This is a genomic window from Leifsonia sp. NCR5, assembly GCF_002105485.1.
GTDB lineage: Bacteria > Actinomycetota > Actinomycetes > Actinomycetales > Microbacteriaceae > Leifsonia.
In genome coordinates this window covers 49,105-69,882 of the sequence record NZ_NCSR01000015.1, presented here as the reverse complement: position 1 = coordinate 69,882, position 20,778 = coordinate 49,105, and the positions used below count along the sequence as shown (strand labels likewise).

23 protein-coding genes and 1 pseudogene are annotated in these 20,778 nt (G+C 64.7%); 13 read left to right on the top strand and 11 right to left on the bottom strand.

Annotation, left to right across the window (positions count from 1 at the left end; genetic code table 11):
* Window positions 1-132 precede the first annotated feature (132 nt).
* From B7438_RS13490 to trxA, 3 genes are read right to left on the bottom strand one after another with little or no spacing between them, the layout of a single operon-like run.
* Window positions 133-348, bottom strand: coding sequence for an SHOCT domain-containing protein (locus tag B7438_RS13490; RefSeq protein ID WP_256922038.1), 216 nt, complete (start codon window positions 346-348; stop codon window positions 133-135).
* Window positions 349-362: 14 nt separating this feature from the next.
* On the bottom strand, window positions 363-956 hold the full coding sequence (locus B7438_RS13485) for a hypothetical protein (protein WP_085370120.1): 594 nt from the start codon (window positions 954-956) through the stop codon (window positions 363-365).
* Window positions 953-1,333 carry a thioredoxin gene (gene trxA / locus B7438_RS13480; protein WP_085370119.1) on the bottom strand — a complete coding sequence of 127 codons (381 nt, stop codon included), beginning with the start codon at window positions 1,331-1,333 and terminating at the stop codon, window positions 953-955. Before trxA ends, B7438_RS13485 begins: the two co-directional genes overlap by 4 nt.
* A 322-nt stretch (window positions 1,334-1,655) precedes the next feature.
* On the opposite strand from trxA, the gene B7438_RS13470 reads away from it, so the two are divergent.
* The 9 genes and pseudogenes from B7438_RS13470 to B7438_RS13430 all read left to right on the top strand — a co-directional run bounded on the left by B7438_RS13470 (window position 1,656) and on the right by B7438_RS13430 (window position 7,764).
* Window positions 1,656-1,952 carry a rhodanese-like domain-containing protein gene (locus tag B7438_RS13470; RefSeq protein ID WP_085370117.1) on the top strand — a complete coding sequence of 99 codons (297 nt, stop codon included), beginning with the start codon at window positions 1,656-1,658 and terminating at the stop codon, window positions 1,950-1,952.
* Window positions 1,953-2,017: 65 nt separating this feature from the next.
* Window positions 2,018-2,308: a metal-sensitive transcriptional regulator gene (locus B7438_RS13465; protein WP_085370116.1), complete on the top strand. Its 291-nt coding sequence runs from the start codon at window positions 2,018-2,020 to the stop codon at window positions 2,306-2,308.
* Window positions 2,309-2,494: 186 nt separating this feature from the next.
* Window positions 2,495-3,004, top strand: a pseudogene (locus B7438_RS21035) (oxygenase MpaB family protein); the annotation flags it as partial.
* A 241-nt stretch (window positions 3,005-3,245) separates the two neighbouring features.
* Window positions 3,246-3,842 (top strand): recombinase family protein, encoded by a 597-nt coding sequence (locus B7438_RS13455; protein ID WP_045245692.1) that lies wholly within the window; start codon window positions 3,246-3,248, stop codon window positions 3,840-3,842.
* Between the two features lie 7 nt (window positions 3,843-3,849).
* The gene (locus tag B7438_RS13450) at window positions 3,850-5,235 is read left to right on the top strand and encodes a Mu transposase C-terminal domain-containing protein (RefSeq protein ID WP_085370114.1); all 1,386 of its coding nucleotides are present in this window, start codon (window positions 3,850-3,852) and stop codon (window positions 5,233-5,235) included.
* Window positions 5,235-6,047 (top strand): AAA family ATPase, encoded by an 813-nt coding sequence (locus tag B7438_RS13445; protein ID WP_045245673.1) that lies wholly within the window; start codon window positions 5,235-5,237, stop codon window positions 6,045-6,047. Before B7438_RS13450 ends, B7438_RS13445 begins: the two co-directional genes overlap by 1 nt.
* 151 nt (window positions 6,048-6,198) lie before the next feature.
* Window positions 6,199-6,402, top strand: coding sequence for an antitoxin VbhA family protein (locus B7438_RS13440; RefSeq protein ID WP_085370113.1), 204 nt, complete (start codon window positions 6,199-6,201; stop codon window positions 6,400-6,402).
* Entirely contained in the window at window positions 6,395-7,153 is a 759-nt protein-coding gene (locus B7438_RS13435; protein ID WP_085370112.1) for a Fic family protein, read from the top strand. Before B7438_RS13440 ends, B7438_RS13435 begins: the two co-directional genes overlap by 8 nt.
* On the top strand, window positions 7,150-7,764 hold the full coding sequence (locus B7438_RS13430; RefSeq protein WP_085370111.1) for a recombinase family protein: 615 nt from the start codon (window positions 7,150-7,152) through the stop codon (window positions 7,762-7,764). The genes B7438_RS13435 and B7438_RS13430 overlap by 4 nt, the downstream gene beginning before the upstream one ends.
* 729 nt (window positions 7,765-8,493) lie before the next feature.
* On the opposite strand, the gene B7438_RS20595 is transcribed toward B7438_RS13430, so the two are convergent.
* From B7438_RS20595 to B7438_RS13415, 3 genes are all read right to left on the bottom strand, one after another.
* Window positions 8,494-8,769, bottom strand: a complete 276-nt coding sequence (locus tag B7438_RS20595) for an AlpA family transcriptional regulator (protein WP_179150821.1) — start codon at window positions 8,767-8,769, stop codon at window positions 8,494-8,496.
* Window positions 8,769-9,065, bottom strand: a complete 297-nt coding sequence (locus B7438_RS20590; protein ID WP_179150820.1) for an NrdH-redoxin — start codon at window positions 9,063-9,065, stop codon at window positions 8,769-8,771. Before B7438_RS20590 ends, B7438_RS20595 begins: the two co-directional genes overlap by 1 nt.
* A gap of 253 nt (window positions 9,066-9,318) precedes the next feature.
* A complete protein-coding gene (locus tag B7438_RS13415) occupies window positions 9,319-9,627 on the bottom strand; it encodes a hypothetical protein (protein ID WP_085370108.1) in 309 nt (102 codons plus the stop codon).
* Between the two features lie 240 nt (window positions 9,628-9,867).
* On the opposite strand from B7438_RS13415, the gene B7438_RS13410 reads away from it, so the two are divergent.
* The 3 genes from B7438_RS13410 to B7438_RS13400 are packed head-to-tail and all read left to right on the top strand — an operon-like array spanning window position 9,868 to window position 12,797.
* Window positions 9,868-10,266 carry a plasmid mobilization relaxosome protein MobC gene (locus tag B7438_RS13410; RefSeq protein WP_085370107.1) on the top strand — a complete coding sequence of 133 codons (399 nt, stop codon included), beginning with the start codon at window positions 9,868-9,870 and terminating at the stop codon, window positions 10,264-10,266.
* Window positions 10,263-11,906, top strand: coding sequence for a relaxase/mobilization nuclease domain-containing protein (locus B7438_RS13405; protein ID WP_085370106.1), 1,644 nt, complete (start codon window positions 10,263-10,265; stop codon window positions 11,904-11,906). The genes B7438_RS13410 and B7438_RS13405 overlap by 4 nt, the downstream gene beginning before the upstream one ends.
* A 15-nt stretch (window positions 11,907-11,921) precedes the next feature.
* Window positions 11,922-12,797: a hypothetical protein gene (locus tag B7438_RS13400; RefSeq protein WP_085370105.1), complete on the top strand. Its 876-nt coding sequence runs from the start codon at window positions 11,922-11,924 to the stop codon at window positions 12,795-12,797.
* A 182-nt stretch (window positions 12,798-12,979) separates the two neighbouring features.
* On the opposite strand, the gene B7438_RS13395 is transcribed toward B7438_RS13400, so the two are convergent.
* From B7438_RS13395 to B7438_RS13375, 5 genes are all read right to left on the bottom strand, one after another.
* The gene (locus B7438_RS13395) at window positions 12,980-14,161 is read right to left on the bottom strand and encodes a serine hydrolase domain-containing protein (protein WP_085370104.1); all 1,182 of its coding nucleotides are present in this window, start codon (window positions 14,159-14,161) and stop codon (window positions 12,980-12,982) included.
* Window positions 14,158-16,260 (bottom strand): DUF5054 domain-containing protein, encoded by a 2,103-nt coding sequence (locus B7438_RS13390; protein ID WP_085370103.1) that lies wholly within the window; start codon window positions 16,258-16,260, stop codon window positions 14,158-14,160. Before B7438_RS13390 ends, B7438_RS13395 begins: the two co-directional genes overlap by 4 nt.
* Before the next feature lie 71 nt (window positions 16,261-16,331).
* Window positions 16,332-17,153, bottom strand: a complete 822-nt coding sequence (locus tag B7438_RS13385) for a carbohydrate ABC transporter permease (RefSeq protein ID WP_085370102.1) — start codon at window positions 17,151-17,153, stop codon at window positions 16,332-16,334.
* The gene (locus tag B7438_RS13380; RefSeq protein WP_085370101.1) at window positions 17,143-18,027 is read right to left on the bottom strand and encodes a carbohydrate ABC transporter permease; all 885 of its coding nucleotides are present in this window, start codon (window positions 18,025-18,027) and stop codon (window positions 17,143-17,145) included. The genes B7438_RS13385 and B7438_RS13380 overlap by 11 nt, the downstream gene beginning before the upstream one ends.
* Window positions 18,024-19,307: an ABC transporter substrate-binding protein gene (locus tag B7438_RS13375; protein WP_179150819.1), complete on the bottom strand. Its 1,284-nt coding sequence runs from the start codon at window positions 19,305-19,307 to the stop codon at window positions 18,024-18,026. The genes B7438_RS13380 and B7438_RS13375 overlap by 4 nt, the downstream gene beginning before the upstream one ends.
* Window positions 19,308-19,544: 237 nt before the next feature.
* Between B7438_RS13375 and B7438_RS13370 the strand changes: the two genes are divergently transcribed.
* Window positions 19,545-20,684, top strand: a complete 1,140-nt coding sequence (locus tag B7438_RS13370) for an ROK family protein (RefSeq protein ID WP_085370099.1) — start codon at window positions 19,545-19,547, stop codon at window positions 20,682-20,684.
* The last annotated feature ends 94 nt before the right edge of the window (window positions 20,685-20,778 follow it).

The following is a 20,778-nucleotide window of genomic DNA, read 5'->3' as shown; positions in this document are numbered from 1 at the left end:
AAGCCACCCACCGTTCACGATCAACCCTGGAATCATCCGCGCTCTCCTCGCTGTCCGTTACCGACGCGCTGAAGCAGCGGCGTCATCGACGCGGCGGTCACCCGTGGCGCCAATCCTGTCTTTCGATGGCTCTCACCGGTCGGCTCTCCCCAGGTTGGAAACCCGCTCCTGATACTCCTCGCTGGTCAACTCGCCGCGTGCATACCGCTCATCGAGCAGGCGACGAGCGTCGCTACGTGCCGGTAGATTCCCCGGGCTCCCTCCGGAGTGTCTGGCGGACAGCAGCCGCACAACTAACACGACCAGAAGCACAACACCGACCACAATGACCAGCCACCAGCCGCCCATCCCGAAACCCATCATCAATGCGCCTCCTCCTCACTCATTAGCTCCGGCTCCGGGTGGCCACCGGCAGCACAGCAACCCGGAGCGGACTCCGCCACTGAACGCCCGGGTGAGGCCTCAGCGCCGACAGCACTGGCTTTCCCGGTGGCATCGCGGCGGGCTGTGCTGGCGAACAGCGGACGGCAGGTGACGCATACCTCACCGGTTCCGTCCTGCAGCGCCGCTCGCTCTTGATCCAATCGCTGCACGAGCGCCCACACCATCAACGTGAGCGCAGCGATGCCCAACAACGCGACGAGTCCTAACGAGGGTTCCGCGCCCTGACCCGCGTAGACGGTGCCGGCTGCGGCTAGTACCGGCCAGCGCAGATCGCACAACGTCATCTCCGCCCCGACCGGAGGGTGCACCGCGGCCGCCCCATACAAGCCGATGGCCGCCGCGAGCAGGACCAGCAGCGGGTAGCGCCATCCGGCACCCGGCGCAGCCCCGAACGGCGGCAACCCGGACACGCCCGCCGCCACCACGGTGAACACGATGGTCACGGCGAGGGTGATGCCGAACCGGCGGCGTGGCCAGGCCGCGATGTCACGCGCCCCCGCGGAAAGCGTCACGCCCGCTCACGGACTTCCTCGACCCTGCTGGCCAGTTGGGCTCGGACAGCGTTCATGTCCAGGGCCCCCACCTGGGCGATCAGCTCGTCCAGCGCGTTCGCCGCCATCGCACCCGGCTGCGAAAAGACCAGGACCCCGTCGCGGAAGATCATCAACGTGGGAATAGAGGTGATGCCCACAGCGGTCGCGAGTTCCTGCTCGGCCTCGGTGTCGACTTTTTCGAACACCATCTCGGGGTGCTGTTCCGAGGCGGCAGCGTAGACAGGCGCGAACATGCGGCACGGCCCGCACCATGCCGCCCAGAAATCGACCAGCACGATGCCGGCCTGGCTCACGATTGAGCCGAACTCGGCGGTGGTCAGATCCTTCGTTCCCATGCTTCTTCTCCTTCGTCGACCGTTGTCCCATCCTATCGCAATACCGGAGGGGGTATACTGGTGATCACCTCTTGTGAAAGGAAGACGACCAAATGTGCCGTGCGGTGACGTGTAAGAAGTGCGGGAAGACGACCTGGGCGGGTTGCGGCCAGCACGTGAATGAGGTCATGCGAGGTGTGCCAAGCGCGCAGCGTTGCCGCGGCCACGAGCACGACACGTCGAGCAAGACCACCACAGGCGGTGGGTTCTTCTCCCGTCTCTTTTCCCGCTGACGACCGGGCGCGGGGGAACGCTCGGATCAAACGAATCGAAAGGGGTACCAATGACGCACATCACCATTGACCAGCTCGCTGCACGCTCGGACGGCGTCCTCATCGACGTCCGCGAGCCTGACGAGTTCGCCACCGGGCGCGTCCCAGGGGCGCGAAACATTCCCCTGCAGCAGCTCCGGACCCGCCTGGCCGAGATCCCCGCGGACCAACCTGTCGCGGTCATCTGCCAGTCTGGTCGCCGCAGCATTCAGGGGGCGGAGGTGCTCCTCGCCGCAGGCCGTGACGCTGTTACTGTGGACGGCGGCACCGCTGCCTGGGCACAGGCCGGGCTCCGCCTCGAGCGCTGATCGATCGAGTTGGCCGGCCCCGCCGGTCGCCCGCCGGACTCCCCACAGGGGAAAGGATTACTCCCATGAACACACCAACGCCGCTAGACGAGGCCATCACCCCGGCCGCCGACCGGAAGATTGTCAATCGGCTGCGCCGCGCGCAGGGGCAGCTGGCTGCAGTGATCGACGCTGTCGAGTCGGGCGCCGAGTGCCGCGACGTTGTGATCCAGCTCGCTGCCGTGTCCAAGGCACTTGACCGGGCCGGTTTCGCGATCGTCTCCTCCGCCCTGCGCGACTGCTTGACCCAGCCCGGCGACGGCGATGGGGCACTGACGGTGGAGGAATTGGAGAAGCTGTTCCTCACTCTCGCCTAAGCGCGCCATGACAAGGGCTGGGTCCCCTACGCTCGGGCTCCGTGAAAACCTCGCCCAGTTCGCCCTGCTGGTAGCTGTCAACGCCTTTGTCGGTGCGACCACCACCTTTGGCGACACACGCGCCGCCGAAGCAGCCGCGCACAACATCCACCGCACCCACGGCCGAGTCAACGGCTCCTACACCGACACGGCCGGGATGGGTCACCCCTATCGGCCCGCGATCCAGAGCTACTGCGATGGGTCCACATCACATTCACCGAAGCACTCCTCGGTGCACACCTGATCTGGGGCGGCCCAATCCCCGGCGGCCCCGACGCATTCGTGCGCGAGTGGGCTCAGACCGGCACCATAATGGGCGTCACCGATCCGCCAACTACCGCCGAGGAACTCCAGAAACAGCTCGCCGGTTTCAACGCAATGCTCTGCTACGACGACCGCGTACGCGAAGCTATGCACTTCCTCCGCCACCCCCCGCTCCCCCGTTTGATCGGCGCTGCGTACCCCGTCCTCTACGCCGCAGCCCTAGCCTCCATGCCCAGCTTCTACCTCGACCTGCTCAGACTCCGCACGCCGCGATGGCCCGCAATCACCACCACCCGAACACTCTTTGGCGCGGTACGCGTCATACTGCGTCCGACAGCCCCAGGTGCTGCTGCAGCCCAAGCTCGAATCAAACGACTCAACCAAGAAGCCTGAGGTACGTGCCCGCCTCCGGGATTGTCTGAGTAACAATGTGTCAGCCATGGCCATCAGCCGCTTCGTAGCGCATACGTTTGCATGTCTCAACTATCTAAAGCTTTCCGAGGCACGCAAACCCTCTCCCGGACCGCGGGAAGGAGTGGCGGATTTCCGGGGCGCGATGCGTCTCGGAAACATGTCTTACCGCAAAGTGTCTTTTCTCCGCCGCTGCTAGCAGTTGTTGAGGCAGAATGGCCCGGTGAGACATCTCGGGTACACACGGGTCAGCACCAGAAGCCAAGACGCGAAACTGCAAGTCGATGCGCTCGTCAAGTCCGGCGTCCAAGAGCGGGACATTTTTGCCGACGTCACCTCGGGCAGCCGGACCGCGATCTCGCGCCCAGGGATGAAGAAGCTCCTCGAGTACACCAAGCCCGGCGACACCGTCGTCGTCTGGCGGGTCGATCGGCTTGGACGGTCCCTGATCGATGTGCTCAACACGGTGAAGCTGCTCCGAGAGCAGGACGTGCAGGTGAAAAGCATCTCGGATGGGATCGACCCCTCGACGACCTCGGGCCGGTTGATGTTGAACATGCTCGCCACTTTGGCCGAGTACGAACGCGAACTGATCACAGAACGCGTCAACGCCGGGATCACCGCAGCCCGGCAAGGCGGAACCAAGTTCGGCCGGCCCCTGTCAGATCCCGTCGTCGTTGCTGACAAGCTCAAGCTCGTCGCCGAGGCCAGGGCGAAAGGCCGCACGGCGAAGGAGGCGGCGAAACTCGTTGGGTGGAGCCGGGCGACTCTGTACCGTCACCAACAGGCCCTCGCGGCTCGCGAGAGCGCCACCGTGTAGGTGGCTCGTGGATGCGGCGGAGCGGTGGCGTGTTCTTCGGCTGCATGTCGAAGACCAGATCCCGCTCGTCGTCCTCGCTCGAGAGACCGGGATCTCTGTCCGAACTCTGCAACGCTGGCTCCAGCTCTACCGCGCGGGCGGCGTCGCAGCCCTCGACCCTCACCCTCGCACCGACAAGGGTGTCCGCCGAACCTCATCGGAGACGGTCGCGTTCATCGAACGTTTGGCGCTGACCCGGCCACGCCCAAGCATCGCCACCCTGCACCGGCTCGCCTCCGCGGAGGCGAAAGCTCACGCACTGCCGGTGCCGAGTTACGCGACCGTTCGCCAGATCGTTCAGGCACTCGATCCGGCCCTTGTCACCCTGGCACTTGAGGGGCCGGTCTCGTACCGGGACAAGCACGAGCTCGTGTTCCGCCGCCGCGCAGAACACCCCAACCAGACATGGCAGTCCGATCACACCGAACTCGACATCCTCATCGTCGGCGCCAACGGGAAACCCGACCGGCCCTGGCTCACCACGGTCATGGACGACTACTCCCGCGCCATCTGCGGATACATGGTCTTCACCGGCGCACCCTCAGCGATCAACACCGCCCTGGCTCTCCGGCAGGCGATCTGGCGGAAGACTGACCCGGCGTGGGCGATGTGCGGCATCCCCGACATCCTGCACGTGGACCACGGCTCCGACTTCATCAGCCACCACCTCGAGCAGACCGCACTCGCCCTGCACTTCAGGATTATTCACTCGACCGTCGGCCGGCCCCAGGGCCGAGGGAAGATCGAACGGTTCTTCGGAACCATCAACACCGAACTCCTGGCCACGCTCCCTGGCCACCTCGGACCGGGCAGCCGAACACCAACGCCCCTGCTGGACCTCGCTGGTCTCGACCGCGCGATCAGCGAATTCATCGGCACCTACAACGACCGGACCCACAGCGAGCTGGGGATCTCACCGCGAGACGCGTGGGTCGCGGACGGCTGGATGCCTCGTATGCCCGACAGCCTTCAAGAACTCGACGGGCTCCTCCTTACTGTTCCAAAGAACCGGGTCGTTCAACGCGACGGCATCCACTTCCAAGGCCAGCGCTACCTCGCCCCAACCCTCGCCCAGTTCGTCGGTCACACCGTCACAATCCGGTACGACCCCCGCGACATCTCCGAGATCCGCGTTTACGACCGCGACACGTTTCTCTGCACCGCCATCGACGAAGCTCACCCCAACCTTCGCCTCAGCCTCCGCGACATCGAAACCGCCCGCCGCGCCCGCCGCAAGCAGCTGCGGCGAGCCATCAACGACCGCATCCCGATCGTTGCCACCCGCGAGGAACTTCGCACCCCCGAACCCAGCAAACGGCGGCCGAAGTTGCGCACCTACGAAGAGGATGAGTGATGAACCAAGCATTCATCGTCACCAAAGAACACCGACGCTTCACCGAGTTCGCCAACGCCGTCCGAAAGGAGAAGACCATCGGGATTTGCCACGGCGCCGCCGGCGTCGGGAAGACCAACTCCGCCCGCCGCTACGCGAACTGGGACGCACTCGAGCCGTATATCAACGCATGGGGACCGAGAGGTGATCACGACGCCAAGCACTACGCCCTGGCGAACCGATCCCGCACCGTCTTCTACACACCCGAAGTCCTCTGCCGGCCCAAGGACCTCATGCACGACATCGACCACTGGCAGATCAAAGTCGGGATCTGCGCCGACGAGCACCTCCGCTCCCTCATGCCCGACGGGGAAGTGGTCAGGCAGAACGACGTCACTCGCCTCGTCGAGCTGCTCATCATCGACGAAGCCGAACGGCTCACCCCCACCGCCCTGGAGCTTCTTCGGGACCGGCACGACCGCACCCACCTCGCGATGATCCTGATCGGCATGCCCGGCGTCGACGAACGCTTCCGCCACTACCCCCAGCTCTACAGCCGCCTCGGCTTCTCACACCACTACCGTGCCCTCGGCCGTGAAGAGCTCCTCTTCGTTCTCGATCGCCACTGGAAGCGACTCGGCAGGACTCTCGACCCTGACGACTTCACCGACGCGCAAGCCATCGCCGCGATCGAACGCATCACCCGAGGCAACTTTCGCCTCCTCGAACGGCTCTTCCCTCAGATCAACCGGGTACTCAAGATCAACCAGCTCGACACCATCACCGACGACGTCATCGAAGCCGCCGCCAGCATCCTCGTCATCGGCAATTAGCGACACAAAGCGATCACAGAACACCGCCAAAGAGCGGCAAACTCCACACGCGTATTGATCAAAACCCTTGCCGAAACCCTCTTCTGTTCAGAACGCTATCTGGGGGTTTTTGAGCAGGTCTGGTAGAATGAAGAGGTCGAAAGGGGCAGCGATGAGCGTCAAGACCGCGAGCACTATCTCCGCCGCTGAGCGCGAGCTCCGCGAGCGTGTGGTGGCTGACGCCGCGCACAGCTCCGAGATGGAGGGTCTGTCTTCCACGGCCGAGTACCGTGCGGACGCTGCAGCGTTCGTCGAGGGGGAGTTCGACGCCGACGAGCTGGTGCGCCGCACCCGCGCCCGCTACGGCCTTGCCTGAGTTCGTCGACCCGTACCTCGAGCCCGCCTCGGGCATCCTCCGCAATAACTTCGGCATCACCGATCAGCGTGCCCTCGACGCAGCTGAGGCGGACCTGGTTGAGGCGCGCCGCGTCCAAATGATCATCCGACCGGTGAAGGTCACCGGGGATCTCCGACAGCTGCAGGCGATCCACGGTCAGTTGTTCCAGGACGTCTACGACTGGGCCGGCCAGCTGCGCACCGTCGATATCCGCAAGGGCACGGATGCGGAGGCGGAATTCTTCATGCCGGTGTCCCGGCTCGAGTCGGGGGCAGGGTTCGCGTTCGCGGAGCTCGCGGATGACAATCAGCTGCACGGGCTGGACCGTGACCGGTTCGTCGACCGCCTGGCGCACCACTACGACCAGGTGAACTACCTCCACCCGTTCCGGGAGGGCAACGGGCGCACCCAACGGATCTTCTGGACGCAGGTCGCCGCAGGCGCCGGTTATGACCTGGACTGGAGCCAGGTCACCGGCGCCGAGAACGACAGGGCGTCGCGGGACGCGATGGAGCGGCGAGACTTCTCCGGGCTGCACATGATGTTCGACCGGATCGTGCGGCCGGCGACGCCGGGCGGCCGGCTCACACCGGAACGGCTGGAACAGCTGCGGACGTTCGCAAGCATGGGCGGCCCCGCCACGCCGTCGCGTGGCATCTCGTCGGCCTCGGCGCGGCCGACGCGATCGCAGACGCAGGGATATGAGACCGATCTTGGGAGGGGACGATGACCGTCGTCGGATACGCGCGAGTGTCGAAGCGGGAGCAGAACCCACGAGCGCAGGAAGCTGAGCTGAAAGCGGCTGGTGCCGAGCGCGTCTTCATCGACCACGGCGACTCCAGCCGGATCAAAGACCGCCCGCAATGGGTCGCCTGCATGGACTACATGCGGGCCGGTGACGTTCTGCTGGTGCGGCGCCTGGATCGCCTCGGCGGCACCGAGCGGATCCTGATCGAAACGTTGCACGAGCTCGAGGATAAGGGTGTCGATATCAAGAGCCTGACTGAACCCGTCATCGACACCACAAGCCCGATGGGCCGCGCGCTGTTCGGCATCGTCGCCGTGTTCGCGCAGCTGCGCGTGGACACCATCAGAGAGAACACGCGACTGGGGCTCGAGTATGCACGCGCCCAGGGGCGGGTTGGCGGCCGCCCAACTGTCATGACGCCGGAGCGCATCGAGGTCGCGAGGCAGATGCGCGCGCAGACACCGCCGGCGACGTGGGACGCGATCGCCAAGACCCTCCGCGTTGGCTCCGCCACCGTTCGACGTGCTTTGGCGCAGGCGACCGAAGATGAGAACGCTGCTCGCGAGCCCAAAGTGCGCGCGGGCGCGAAGTAGTGTCCGGTTTCCGGAGGGACGAGCTCTACGCAGTCGGCGTCGTGGAGCATGTGTTGGGTGCGAGCGTGGTGCAACTCGATGTGCCTGGCGCACCGCGGAAAACGATCGACGGTGAGATCCGCTACGAGGACGGCAGGAGAGCCGGCCTTGAAGTGACAAGTGTCGAGGACAGTTCCGAGCACCACCTCAGAGCGAAGCTCAAGACTCGGCCTAGTGCGCCGGCACCTGGACGCCTGACGTGGACGATCCACGCGCCTAGCGTGCGTGACCTTGCTCGGCTGGAGAAGCTCTATGAGCTGGCGATCGCGTTGGCTGAGCGACACAACGTAACCCGCCCGGAGGACTTGCCGCTAGACGTAATCCACGGTGATCCTGAGCTGGAGTGGCTCGCTTGGGAAGCGGGCCCGGTGATGTGGGGATACCTACCCAGCGGAGAGCCGAAGGTCCATTGGATGCCGCCTGTTACCTCCGCCATATTCAGCAGCGAGGGCGAGGCGATCGCCGAGGGTGTCGACGCCGCTCTCCAGGTCGATCCCACCCGCGACCACATTGCGAAGCTGTTGGCCGCTCCGTACGACGAGCGGCACCTGTTCCTCATCGTCGGGACGACGGGTCTCAGCAATGCGGCCGCCTATGCGCTTATCGAACCCAGCGAGGTACCGTCCGAGGATCCCGCCCTCCCGATCGGGATTGATCACCTGTGGCTGGCGCCTGGCTGGGGGCAGACGGTCACGGTGTGGAGCCGTCCGACTGGATGGCGGCACGAGCGGCTGCCAGATCCGCCCCGATCGGCTGAGCGGAGCACAGCCACTCGTTGACGTCGACGCGGATATATCGCACCGTTCGTTTGCCGATCGTGACGTACGCCGGCCCCTCGCCGCGCTCGCGCATCCGGCGCAGCTCGTCGAGTGTCAGCCCGGTCTCGGCGGCTGCCTCGTCGGGTGTGTAGGAGCGCAGCTGTGCGGGCACGGTGACGCCGTGCCGGCGGAGGTATGCGGCGCTCATCACTGGCAGCTTTCGCAGTAGAGGGCGTCCATCGGATCGGCGGGGACCTCGTACACCTCGAGCGCCTGGTCGGATGCGAGCCGCGCGATCAGATCCGGCCGGTACCCGTCCCAACTGCTCCCGTCGACGACCGTGACCGGTGCCGTCGCGTACGAGGTTCCCACCGCCTGCAGCGGGTAGTCGTTGGCCGTGACTGACACCAGCTCGTATGCGATGCCGGCTGTGCCCATTGCTGCTTTGGTTTTGTCGCTTGTTGTGGATCCGGATTCCACGTACAAGGTGACGTTCGTGCTCATGACTCGCTCCCTCTCTCATCTCAACCCATTTGCCTTTCGGCGCTTTTGCCGAAACAGCGCCGGGGGTGAATGAGCAAGAGACCGTGGAATACCGGAGGGAGCGCAGCGAGTGAGGATATGCCGCGAAAGCTCTTGCTCGGAGAGGAACGGTGCGTACCATCACCTAGCCGAAAGGCAACGGAGTTGCCCCACGAACAGGCCCCACCGAGCGACGCTCGGCGGGGCCTGTTCTACAAGCAGAGGAGCCGTAGGCTCACCCTTCAATGCTCTCGGGCTGCGGTGCAGCTGCAGCACGGCGCTTGCGAGAGCGGGGCGCGGACTGGCCGGGCGCACGGGCGCCAATCTCGCGCAGGTTCTTCTCTGTCCAACCGGCGGCAAGTGCAGCACTCCAGGCTTTGTCGTGCGCGGCGGCGGCATCCTTGACCGCCTGCTCCGCGGCGTCGAACGCGTTAGTGGCAGACACGAGCTCTTCCACGGAGCGCACGCGCGCGTTCTGCTCCGCCTCGATGATGGCCCGCGCCTTCCGGGCGGCTTCCTGTGGGTCCAGTTGTATGTCGCTCATAGCCTCAGATTAACAGGACCCCAACCGCTCCACTAGGCGTAATGTTGCACCCTCCAGGTGCTGCCTCACCGATGCTTACGCACCGTTCGGGCGGAGCTCCAGTCGGAGCAAGCTATACAGTTACCCGGGGTAACTGGCTTGCGGTGCTGGACTGTCGCGTCCGGCACCGGCATACTGGTCGTATGGTCCCCGCCGGGAGGCGGGTTCGCTGCGCTGGGCCAGAAGGGCGGGGGAGGGGCGATGTCGGAGCAGAACGAGAGCCGACTATTCGGCCGTTCTCGACGTGCCAACGCCCGCGGTGAAGCGAAGCGCGCGAAGCGCTACGAGGTTTCGGTCACTCCGGAGGAGGACACGCAGCTGCGCGCCCGTGCCGTTGTTCGTGGGGTGACCGTTCCGCGTCTGTTGTTCGAGTCCGCGATGAGCGGTCACGTGCAGACGGACACGGATCGTAAGGATGCGATCGTGGAGATTTTCGCGGTTCGCCGTCTTCTTGCCAGCTTGGCGAACAATGCGAACCAGCTCGCGAAGTACGCGAACAGTGAGGGCACGTTCCCGGCTGAGGCGGAGGCGATCGTCACCGAGTACCGGTCGCTTGTGCCGCGCCTGTCCGCAGCGATTGAAACGCTGGCCGACTCATGATGCCGAACATCACCCGGGGGAGCCGGATGGGTGGGCTCATGGTCTACCTGGCCGGTCCGGGACGTTCGAACGAACACGAGGAGCAGCATCTCGTCGCCGGGAACTCCGCCATCGTTGCGATGCACGGTTACGGTGTGCTGGATCGTGAGACGGCTCTGGCGATCGCGAAGGACCTCGACGAGCCGCGCGTCGCGCTCGGCGTCGAGGTGACGCGCACGCAGAGCATCACCGACCCGGAGACGGGCGCGGTTCACTCGACCACGACGCCCGCGGATGTGTGGCACTGCTCCCTGTCCCTACGAGCCGATGAGGGCCAGCTATCCGATGAGAAGTGGGGCGCGATCGCGCAAGACTTCGTGGACCGGATGGGATTCACCGAGGCCAGCGGCAAGGCCGAGTGCCGGTGGGTCGCCGTCCGTCACGGTCTGTCGACCAACGGCAACGACCACGTCCACATCGCGGTCGCTTTGGTGCGCGAGGACGGCACTAAAGCGAGCACCCACAACGACTTCAAGAAGGCGCAGGACACGTGCCGCGACCTCGAGCGCGAGTACGGGCTGCAGCAGCTCAGCAGCCGGGAGCACGGGCTGGGGGAGCGGGGCATCAAGCCCGCCGAACAGGAACGCGCCCGCCGCACCGGCGCGGTCGAAGTCGACGCGCACCGGCTCGAGCGGGCCGTCCGTGCGGCGGCGGCCGCGTCGGTCGACGAGGGCGAATTTGTGCGTCGCGTGCGCCGGGCCGGCGTCCTCATCCGGCCCCGATTCGCCGCGGGCCGTGACGACGTTGTGGCTGGTTACTCGGTTGCGCTGCGCACCGAGCACGGCACACCCCCGGTTTGGTACGGCGGCGGCCGGCTCGCCCGCGACTTGACCCTCCCGCGGTTGCGCGAGGGATGGCCAGACAGCCCACAGGCGGCGCAGAGTGCGGTCGACGAGTGGAAGGCCACGAGCCGCAACCCGTGGCAGTACCGGCCGGTCTCGCCGGGCCGTGAAGAGAACGAGCCGGCACCGGAGCTGTGGCAGAAATACTCCGACGACATGCGGCGGATGCGCGATGAGCTGCGCACCGTGCCACCGGGCGATCGGGCCGCGTGGGCACACGTCGCGCGCGACACCGCCGGAGCGTTCGCCGCATGGTCGCAGCGGGTCGAGACGACGCCAGGGCCGCTTGCTGCAACCTCCCGTGAGCTTGCCCGATCCGCGCAGATCAAAGCGCACACGTCGAAGCCGAAGAAGGTCAGCATGGGCAGCGCCGGCGGCGCCGCCATGCTCCTGATGCAGGCCGCGAGCCAGGGCCAAGGGACGATGGCCGAGGCGATCCTGATGCGCCAACTGGCGCGGCTCACCGTGGCGATCATCGACATGCACAAGGCCATCGGGGACGAGGTTCGCGCGGCGGAGATCTCCCGCACTCTGAACTCGCAGATGGCCACGGTGGCCTCGCGGCTCCCGGAGGTCCCACGGAAGGGTGAGAGCACCCCGGCCGCTGACGTCGACGAGCGCACCGCCGAAGCGGTGCGGATCGCGCAGACCGGACTTAGCGCCCCGCGGCCCGGGTCGCCGGTGCCGACGAAGATCGAGCCCGCCAAACCCTACCAGCCCGCGACCGGACCCGAGCAAGACCGCGGCATCGGACGATAACGGAAGGTGGCAATCATGGCCGAAGAGAATGACGGCATCGCGGACGCACTGGACGGTCAGCTGCGCATCGCACTTACTGTGGCGGCACAGCTGGGCGCACGGTTCGCACGCATCCGGGAAGCGCTCGCCCGCACCCGCCAAGCGCAGACCGAGCAGCAGAACCGTGAGCTGCAAGCACGTTTCGACGCCGAACGAGCGGCGGCACGCGCCGAGCTCGCACCGGTCTACCAGCGCAGTTGGTGGGACTCCGCCAGCGTCGAGCGGATCGCCAACGCGCACAAGACCGCTACCGCCTGGCACAGTATCGACCCCGAGGCCGACCGTGCCGGCGAACGCATCGCAGAGGAGGTCCGAGACCGTTACGGGCTGGACGTCCAGGACCTCGACGCGGACCCTGCGGCTGCGCGTGAGGCGCTGGCCAGGGCAGAGCGCACTCGCTTGGCGGCGGCCACCTCGCGCGGGGAAAGTGTCGTCGACGTTGCAGAAGCCGGCGCGTTCCTCACCGCGGCGGAGAGGCTCGATCGAGTGGCAGAGGAATGCCAGCGACAGGCGGACGAACGGGTCGCCGAGACGGATGGGGCGTTGGACGTCGATCAGCTGCGATCAGAGGCGGAGAACGACCGGGACGTGAGCGTCGAGCTGCGTGGCGACGCGAACGCGAACCGCGCGGGCGCAGCCGAGGCGTTCGACAGCGCCGAGCGGCGGGAGTACTTCGCCTCCTCGCTCGAGGGCAAGGCCGACCGTGAGGTCATAGATGCCCGCATGACGGTCGCGGCCGACCAAGCCAGACATCCTCGTGAAGCCGTGACCACGGCCCCGAAGCGTGCATCAATTGCGCGCAAGACGCCGACGGACCAGGGGCAGCAACGCCAGCGTCACCTGGACCGGTAGAGGCGCAGGAGCGGTGTCAGGCCTGTGGTGATGCGCCTGCCGGGGTCACCGTTGTTGACGGGGTCTCCGCCGGCGAAGGCGTACCGGTTCGCGTTAGCGGTTGCATCAGACAGGATCCCCCGTGGACGGCATCGCGCCGAGGCCGTCCACGGAAGTTGAAAACCCGCGACGTCATGTGGTGATCATCCGGGCAAGGTTTTCAGGAGGGCGCGCAGCGTGTCAATGATGTGGGTTGCGCGCGTGTCTTCCCGTCCTTCCATCTGGTTTGTGAGGAAGGCGAAGCCGATGCCGGTGTCTGGGTCTGCGAACGCGACCTGCCCACCTGCCCCGTCGTGTCCGAAACCGGAGGCCGTGAGGTATCTCCTGGTTTGCGAATCCAATTGGAAGCCGCGTCCCCACCGGGGCCATGGGCCTGGGCTACCGAAGATCGGCGCCCCTTCCGTCTGAATTTGTGTTGCTTCTTGCATGGTGGCTGCGCTGAGCAGGCACACGCCGTCGGTGGTCGTGATTGCGGAAGACCAGATCGACGCCAGCGCTCTGGCGGTTGCGATACCGCCCGCTCCGGGTACCTCTGCGGCTTGGATTCGCGGATCGTTGAAGCCCGACTCCTCGCCGACTAGTTCGGGTGGGAGCGCTCCGCCGAGCGTCATCGACTTCTCGCTCCAGTCGGGCACATTGATATCCCGGTGCGCGGCTTCGTCCGCGATGAGATCCTGAAGAGTAGCATCGGCCGACACGTAGGCCACTCTGCTGCGGGCATAGTCAGGCAAGCCGATCCACGCGTCCTGGTGGAGCGGCGTGGCGATGGCCCGCTGAAAATGCGTTCCGGCGCTTTCGCCGGTGACGCGTCTGATGAGTTCTCCGGCGAGCCAGCCGTAGGTGATGGCGTGATACGCGTGGCCGGAGCCCGGCTGCCAGAGCGGTGTTTGTCTGGCTAGCGTCGCGGTCATTCGGGACCAGTTGACGATGTCGTTCACCGTTAGAGGCTCCCGGGGGGCGGATAGCCCCGCGCGGTGTGCAAGCAGTTCTGTGACGGTGATGGTGTGCTTGCCGGCGGCGCCGAATTCGGGCCAGTAGTCAGTGACCGGTGCGTCGTAGTCCAGTCGTCCTTCTTGTACCAGTCTGGCGGCGAGAAGCGCCAGGAGGCCTTTGGTACAGGAGAAGATGACGGTTGCGGTGTTCTCGTTCCACGGGGACCGGTCCCGGGGGTCCGCAAGGCCGGCCCACAGGTCGACGACGATCTCGCCATGGTGGCGGATGGCTAGGGCCGCTCCCATCGAGGGACGGCCCGCGAACGCATCGGCGAAGGCTTTTTCGATGGCGCCGAAGCGCGGAGCAACGGCGCCGTGCACGTCGATGGTCATGCTTCGATCCCTTGGGGAGCGGTGTCGAGGGACAGGTGGAACTCGTAGCTGGCGTCTTCGTCGAACCACATTCGGAAGTTGGTCCCCCAGACGTTGTTGTGGAGGTTGAAGTAGAAGCCGTCGTCGAGGTTGTTGAAGGTGTTGTCGAACTCGAGCAGTCGCGGTCGTCCGAGGGCGACGAGGGGAGCATCCACGGAGACGAGCCGGGCCTGTCTGGAGCCGTTGGTGTACTCGATCGCGTCGACCGCGTGCATTGTGCGATTCCCGTTACGGACGACTCGGCGAGGGTCGACCAGGTTCCCGAGCTTGCGCAGATTCCATCTGTTGGGGTTGTCGACCAGTGGGGCGATGCGGAACCAGCTCGCTTCCGGCAAACGATACCCATCCTTGTTCGTCAGTCTGAGCTGCACGGAGATGGTGGGTGCGGACCGGTCGAACGTATACGTGATCTCAACCTCGCGCGGTGCGCCTCGCAGTTCTGAGGCATCGTCCGGCATGATCGCTGCGACGCGTGCGATATCGAAGCCGTCCTCCGTCCACTGCCAGAGGCTAACAAGGTGCGGGGTGAAAGAGCGCGCAGGGGGCATGTCATCGAGAAGGTCGAGACCGAGCTTTTCATGATCGGCCATTGCCCAGGACGCGTTGACTGCGAGGTCGCGGCAATAGTCACGAATCCATCGTTGGTAGTCGTGGGCGGAGAAAGTCTGGTAGACGTATTGACCGATCGGATGGTCCTTATCGGCGTGCACTGTTCGACCTGTGCCCGTGACCGATGCGAGAGAGCCATCCAGCCCGAATTCGACCGCAAACTGTCCTAGCCGGCGCACCCCGCCGATGTGTGTGTGCGCTGAAGCCGGGACAGAACGCGTCCGCGCGGCGGCGCCTAATTCAGCCTTGGCTTCGGCCCGCAGGAGTTCGGGCAGACTGTCGATCGCGGTCTGCGCGTAGTCGCGCTGTTCCTGCCACGATCGCTCGAGACCCGAATAGGTGTATGAACGATCCGTCGTCTTCGATGCCCACTGCAGCGCGTATGAATACAGTTCGGGCGTGAGCTGTTCGTCGACGATGTCCCGGTCGCGTGCGCGCGCGAAATCCCGTTTGGTGTAGTTGACATAGTCGGGCAGCCACGATTTCACATCGCGTCCCCAGGTGTGCTCCGCAATGAGGAGAAGGGAGTCAGAGAAATCCTCGGACTGCGGACTGTCGCGCTTGAGCTTCCCTTCCCCGATCCAGCGCTCGTGGAGCGCTTGGAGACGCCTGAACCGCGAAACGAGGACGGGATCGCCGGCAGGACCATGGATCCACGTGTCGCCGATCTCTTCGTCGACGACAGGCAATGCCGGGGCGTGTGGGAGCAGCGTGGCGGCGAAAGCGTCGAGGGTGGATGCTTGGATGCGCGCGTGCGGATACCGCTTCTGAAGCCGAGCGAATAAAGCGACGACCTCGCCAGCGGTGGGCGGTCCGAGGTTGTCATTCGTGAAAGCCATGTAGAGGGCGTCGGTTTGGCCGGGGAAAGCCGCCGGAATGCTGTCATCGCCGTTGCCGTAGTTAGCGTCGTAGGTGGTGATGATTTCGGACCCGTCCGGGCTTCGCCAGCGGAAGTGCGGGGGGACATCTGGGAGTGCGGATGCCGGGTTGATGCCGATGTGCAGGTATCTGATCCCTGCCTGGTGCAGGAAAGGGACCATCGCAATGGTGTGCCCGGGTACGTCTGTCATTTTCGAACTGATAGTGCGGCGACCGTAGCGCTTATCGAGGTTCGTCGAGAGCGAGAGGCCGTGTTCAAAAAGGCCGGAGGTCATGAGTTCGGTGTGTGTGGTGAACGGTAACCCGTGCCAGGTGAGTTTGCCTTCGCGGATTGCGCGGTCTACGGCTGATCGCTGTTCAGGGCTTCCGTGGCGGAGAGCGTGGGTAATGAGCCAGGAACCGGTCGTCCAGATGAATCTCTCCGAGCCGCCAGCGTTCTCTAGCGCGTCCGCGAGGCGGATTGCAGCGGGAATGAACACGTCGACGTAGTGCTGGACGACGTCGGCGGCGTAGTCGGTGAAACCGACGTCGAGGTGCGTCTTGTGGACGACATGGATCGTGGTGATAGACATGCGTTCTCCATGGGAAATGACGGCGTCGACGGGGGACGCGGTGGTCGGGTCGGGGTCGGTGCCAGGCGCGGTCACTCTTTGACCGCGCCCTGCAGAAACCCTCGTAGTAGCTGCCGTTGGAAGACGAGATAGACGATGACGACCGGGATGATCACGATGATGGTCGAGGCGGAGAGCAGGGGCAGGTTCTTGCTGAACTGTGTGATGAACAGGCTCAAGCCGGCCGGGGCTGTTCGATGCGCTGGGTCCTGGATGAGGATCAGTGCGAACAGGAATTGGTTCCAGCTCCACACAAAGTAGAGCAAGGCCAGAGTGGAGATGGCTGGTCGTGCCGTCGGAAGGAGGATCCGCCAGAAGGTTGTCCAGCTGTTTGCGCCGTCGACAGCGGCAGCCTCGGTCAGAGATGCCGGGATGGTCTCGAAGTGGGAGCGCATCCATATGATGCCGAACGGCATGAACGCCCCGGTCAGCGGAAGGATGAGTGCCCAGTAGGTATCAAGCAGGTTGACGTCGCGCAGACCGTAGTAGAGGGCGACCACGATGGCCTCGTACGGCAGGGTGAGGCCGATGAGGAAGAGGGCGAGGATGAACGACTTTCCCCGGAATTGCATGGTACCCATTGCGTATCCGGCGAGGGTCGCGCAGATGACTCCGATTGGCATGACGACAATGGCGACGATTGCGCTTGATTGGATGAGCGTGGCGAAGCCGCCAGCTGTCCAAGCGGTGGCGAAGTTGCTGAAGTCGAGTCTGCTGGGCAGTGTGAATCCGCCGGTGGCGCTGTCAGCGGGCTGGAGCGACGTCAGGGCGATCGCGACGAACGGGACGAACGAGGTGAGGGCGGCGATCCACAGGAGCACTCCTGTCGTGATGCTTCGTCGCTTAGTGAGCACTGGGTCTCTCCCTGAAAATCGCGTTGATACCGAGCACGAGAATGTAGACGAGCAAGCTCAGGACGATGCCGAGGGCGGCGCCCAGACCGATCTGGTTATAGCTAAAGGCGAGTCGGTAGATCGTGACGCCGGGGACGGTGGTGGAGGAGCCTGGGCCGCCGCCGGTCATGATGAAGATGACGTCGAAGCTGGCGAGGGCGGAGATCACCGTGAGGGTGAGTGCGACGGAGATCTCTCCCCGTAGCTGCCGGATGGTGATGGTGAAGAACTCCCGGATACGGCCGCCTCCATCGAGACGGACCGCCTCGTAGAGGCCGTGATCGATCTTCTGGATGCCCGAGATGAAGAGCACCATGCACAAGCCGATGCCCACCCATGTTCCGACGATGCCCACGGCGGGATACGCCCAGGTGAAGTCGCCGAGCCATGCTCGGGCGTAGTCGCCGAGCCCTACCGCGCGCAGCACTTGGTTGATGAGACCGTCTTGGCTGTAGATGAACGTCCATGCGATGCCGGAGGCGACGAGGGGGACGATCTGGGGCAGGAAGATGATCGCGCGCGGGATCGTCCAGTTCCGGCGGGTGTCGCCAGCGACGATCGCTGCAAGGACGAGGCCGATCGCGATGGGGAGGAAAGAGAAGAAGACGATGTAACCGAAGGCGTGTTGGATCGCGCTGATCAGCGCCGGCTGGGTGAACACGCTGGCGTAGTTTCCGAGGCCGACCCAGACAGCCTCGCCGACGCCGTCCCATTCATACAGCGAATACCAGATGGTCTGGAGGTAGGGAAGGATGACGAAGGTCAGATAGACGAGGAGAGCGGGGGCGAGATAGAGGTATGCCCTACCCCGCCCCCGCCGCTGTGGTGATGTCATGAACCGTGCGCGGCCGTCCAGTCGGCCTGGACGGCGGTGAGCAAGCCCTCGAGGTCCGTCTTACCCGCAAGCAGTTCCTGTGTCTGCTGCGTGAATGTCGTGTTCATACTCGGCGACGCGTTCGCGTACGCGTTTGAGAGGCCATCAGCGTCGATGACCCTGCGGAACGCCGCGATCAGATCAGCGTTGAGTGTCCCCTTAGTCGGGTGCAGTGACGACACATCATTCGGCAGCACCCCGTTGTCGTAGATCGCCTGGGCTGACGCGGAGGACGCGAAGAAGTCCAGGAACGCTGCTGCCTCGTTCGGGTGCTTCGCCTTGGCGGAGATCGCGTATGACGTCGAGCCTCCCGCTGCCACCGGGTGCGGGCCGGGGAAGACGAAGAATCCGGCGTTGTCTCCCATTCCCTTCGCGATGGTTGTGGAGTCCCAGTTGCCGTCGATGAAGAACACGCCCTGTCCGGCGACGAAGTTCGAGACAGCGCCGGCGAGGTTTGTTCCGTTCACCTGCGTCACGGGCGGGAAGTAGCCCTTCGCGTTCCAGTCGATCATCGTCTGCACGCCGGTCCGGTTGGCAGCGGTGTCGAACGTCTGGCCCTTCTTCCCGAAGATCCAATCGTCGGCCACCTTCGCCCCGGAGATCGCCTGCGCCACTTCCTGGATGGTGAACGACCCGTGCCCTTGCTGGTTGCCGAACTGGATCGGAAGCTCACCCGCAGCCTTCGCCTTCGCGAGATCGGCGTTGAACTCCTCCAACGTTGTGGGCGGCTTCGTGATCCCAGCCGCGGCGGCGAGCTTCTTGTTGTAATACACGCCCACTTCGTAGTACGTCAGTGGCAGGGCGACCAGCTTGTCTCCGCCGAGCGTGACCAGGTCGCTTTCCACCGAGTTCGGAGCGAGCGAGATCTTAGAAATGCTCTTGTCCCAGCCATACAGCTTCGCGTAGTCGTTAAGCGGACGAAGCAGATGGTCCTTCGCCATGTTCGCGACGCCGTTGACCAGAGCCAAGTCCGGGGAGTGGTTGGATGCTAGGAGGAGGGGCTCGCCTGCCACGAAGCTCTCGTACCCGGTCGCATCGACCTTCACGGTGATGTTGGGATGGGCCTTCTCGAAGAGTTTGGCCACCGCCATCGTCACTTCAGCCGGCGTGTCGGTCGCTACCGTGAGGGTGATCTTGTCCGAGGTGATCGTCTTCGTGGGCTTGTTCTGTGTTCCCTCACCACTCGCCGCGCCGGGAGCGCAGCCAGCCAATAGCAATGCGGTTGTCGCAGCCAGCGCCACAGCGCCCAGACTTCGCGACCGGTATGTGGACATCATTGTCTCTCTCTTCTGCTGTAACCCGGCGACGACATCGCCGCGGTCTTTTCGGGATTATGGATTGCGGTTTCAATATAGCATTGCCCCCGCAACTTCCCGCAACACCCGGTTGAGCCCTATTTCAGGAAGCCTCGCTATCAGGTGATCTGTTGCCGCTTGTAATATTGTTTTCGCTGAACCATAAGCGAGGAGGCTGCAGGGATGTTGTCAACGGGATTCGTCGCGCCGGTCGTCGACCCCTTCTCCGTCGCTGTGTTCGTGGCGCTGCGGAACGCACAGCCACGAACTCTCACGCAGCTGGCCGACGCGACCCGGTTGTCTCGGCCAACAGTGCTGGAGGGCGTCAAAGGACTAGAGGACAGGGGATGGATCGAGCGGCTGGATCCAGACGGCAAGGAGCGAAAAGCAGGGCGACCCGCCATCAGATTCCGCCTGCGCGGCGAGGATGGAATCGTTGCCGGCGTGGACGTTGGTGTGCACAAGCTTCTCGTAATTCTCCTCAACCTCCACAACGAGATCGTGGGCGAACACCGGGTACAGCTCGAGGGCTCGATGACGGGCGCAGGCCGAGTTGAGGTCGTCGGTTCCGCGATCGACGAGGCGATGCGGTTATTCGCGCCGAGTTCGCGGCTCCTCGCGGTGGGTGCCGGGGTGCCAGGAATCGTGGATCGGTTGGGTCGCATCAGCGTCGCCCGCGCCATCCCTGAATTGGACGGGATAGAACTGGCCGCTCGGCTTCAGCAACGGCTCGGATGCCCAGTCTTCATCGAGAACGACGCGCACGCGGCGACACTGGGAGAGTTCAGCTACGGAGTGGGCCGCGGAACGAGCGATTTGATCTACCTTGTCGCCGGCTACCGAACGGCCGCCGGCATGATCATCGGAGGCACGCTGCACCGAGGGCGAACGGGTGCCGCCGGAATGGTCGGCGAAATGAATATCCTCCGCTGGCTTGGGGCCGCGGAGCGCCTGATGGCCACCGGCGCCAGTGACGATATCGCGCCCGCGACAGCGGCGGACGTGTTTCGGGCGGCAGAAAAGGGGGACCAATCGGCGGCCGCTGCAATAGCGCAGTACGCCGACGACCTGGCCACGGGGCTCTCCGCCCTCGCGCTCGCCGTCGACCCTGAGCTCGTCGTCATCGGTGGAGGGATCTCTCTCGCAGGGCCCCCCTTCGCTCAGCAGCTCCGCGAGCGACTAAGCATTCACGCCAGACTCATTCGCCCGCGTGTCGAGATCTCCGAACTCGGTGATCGGGCCGCCGCGCTCGGCGGTGTCCGCCTGGCGCTCGATCACGTCGAAACAGCTGTCTTCGACCTTACGAATCTGCCCGAATTTTAAACGAGGATTTTGTATTCCGAAAGTTTCCTTTGACACCACTGCTCTCACGGGATAGTAATTAAGTAATTCCGTTCCTTAATTACGTCCTTTCGAT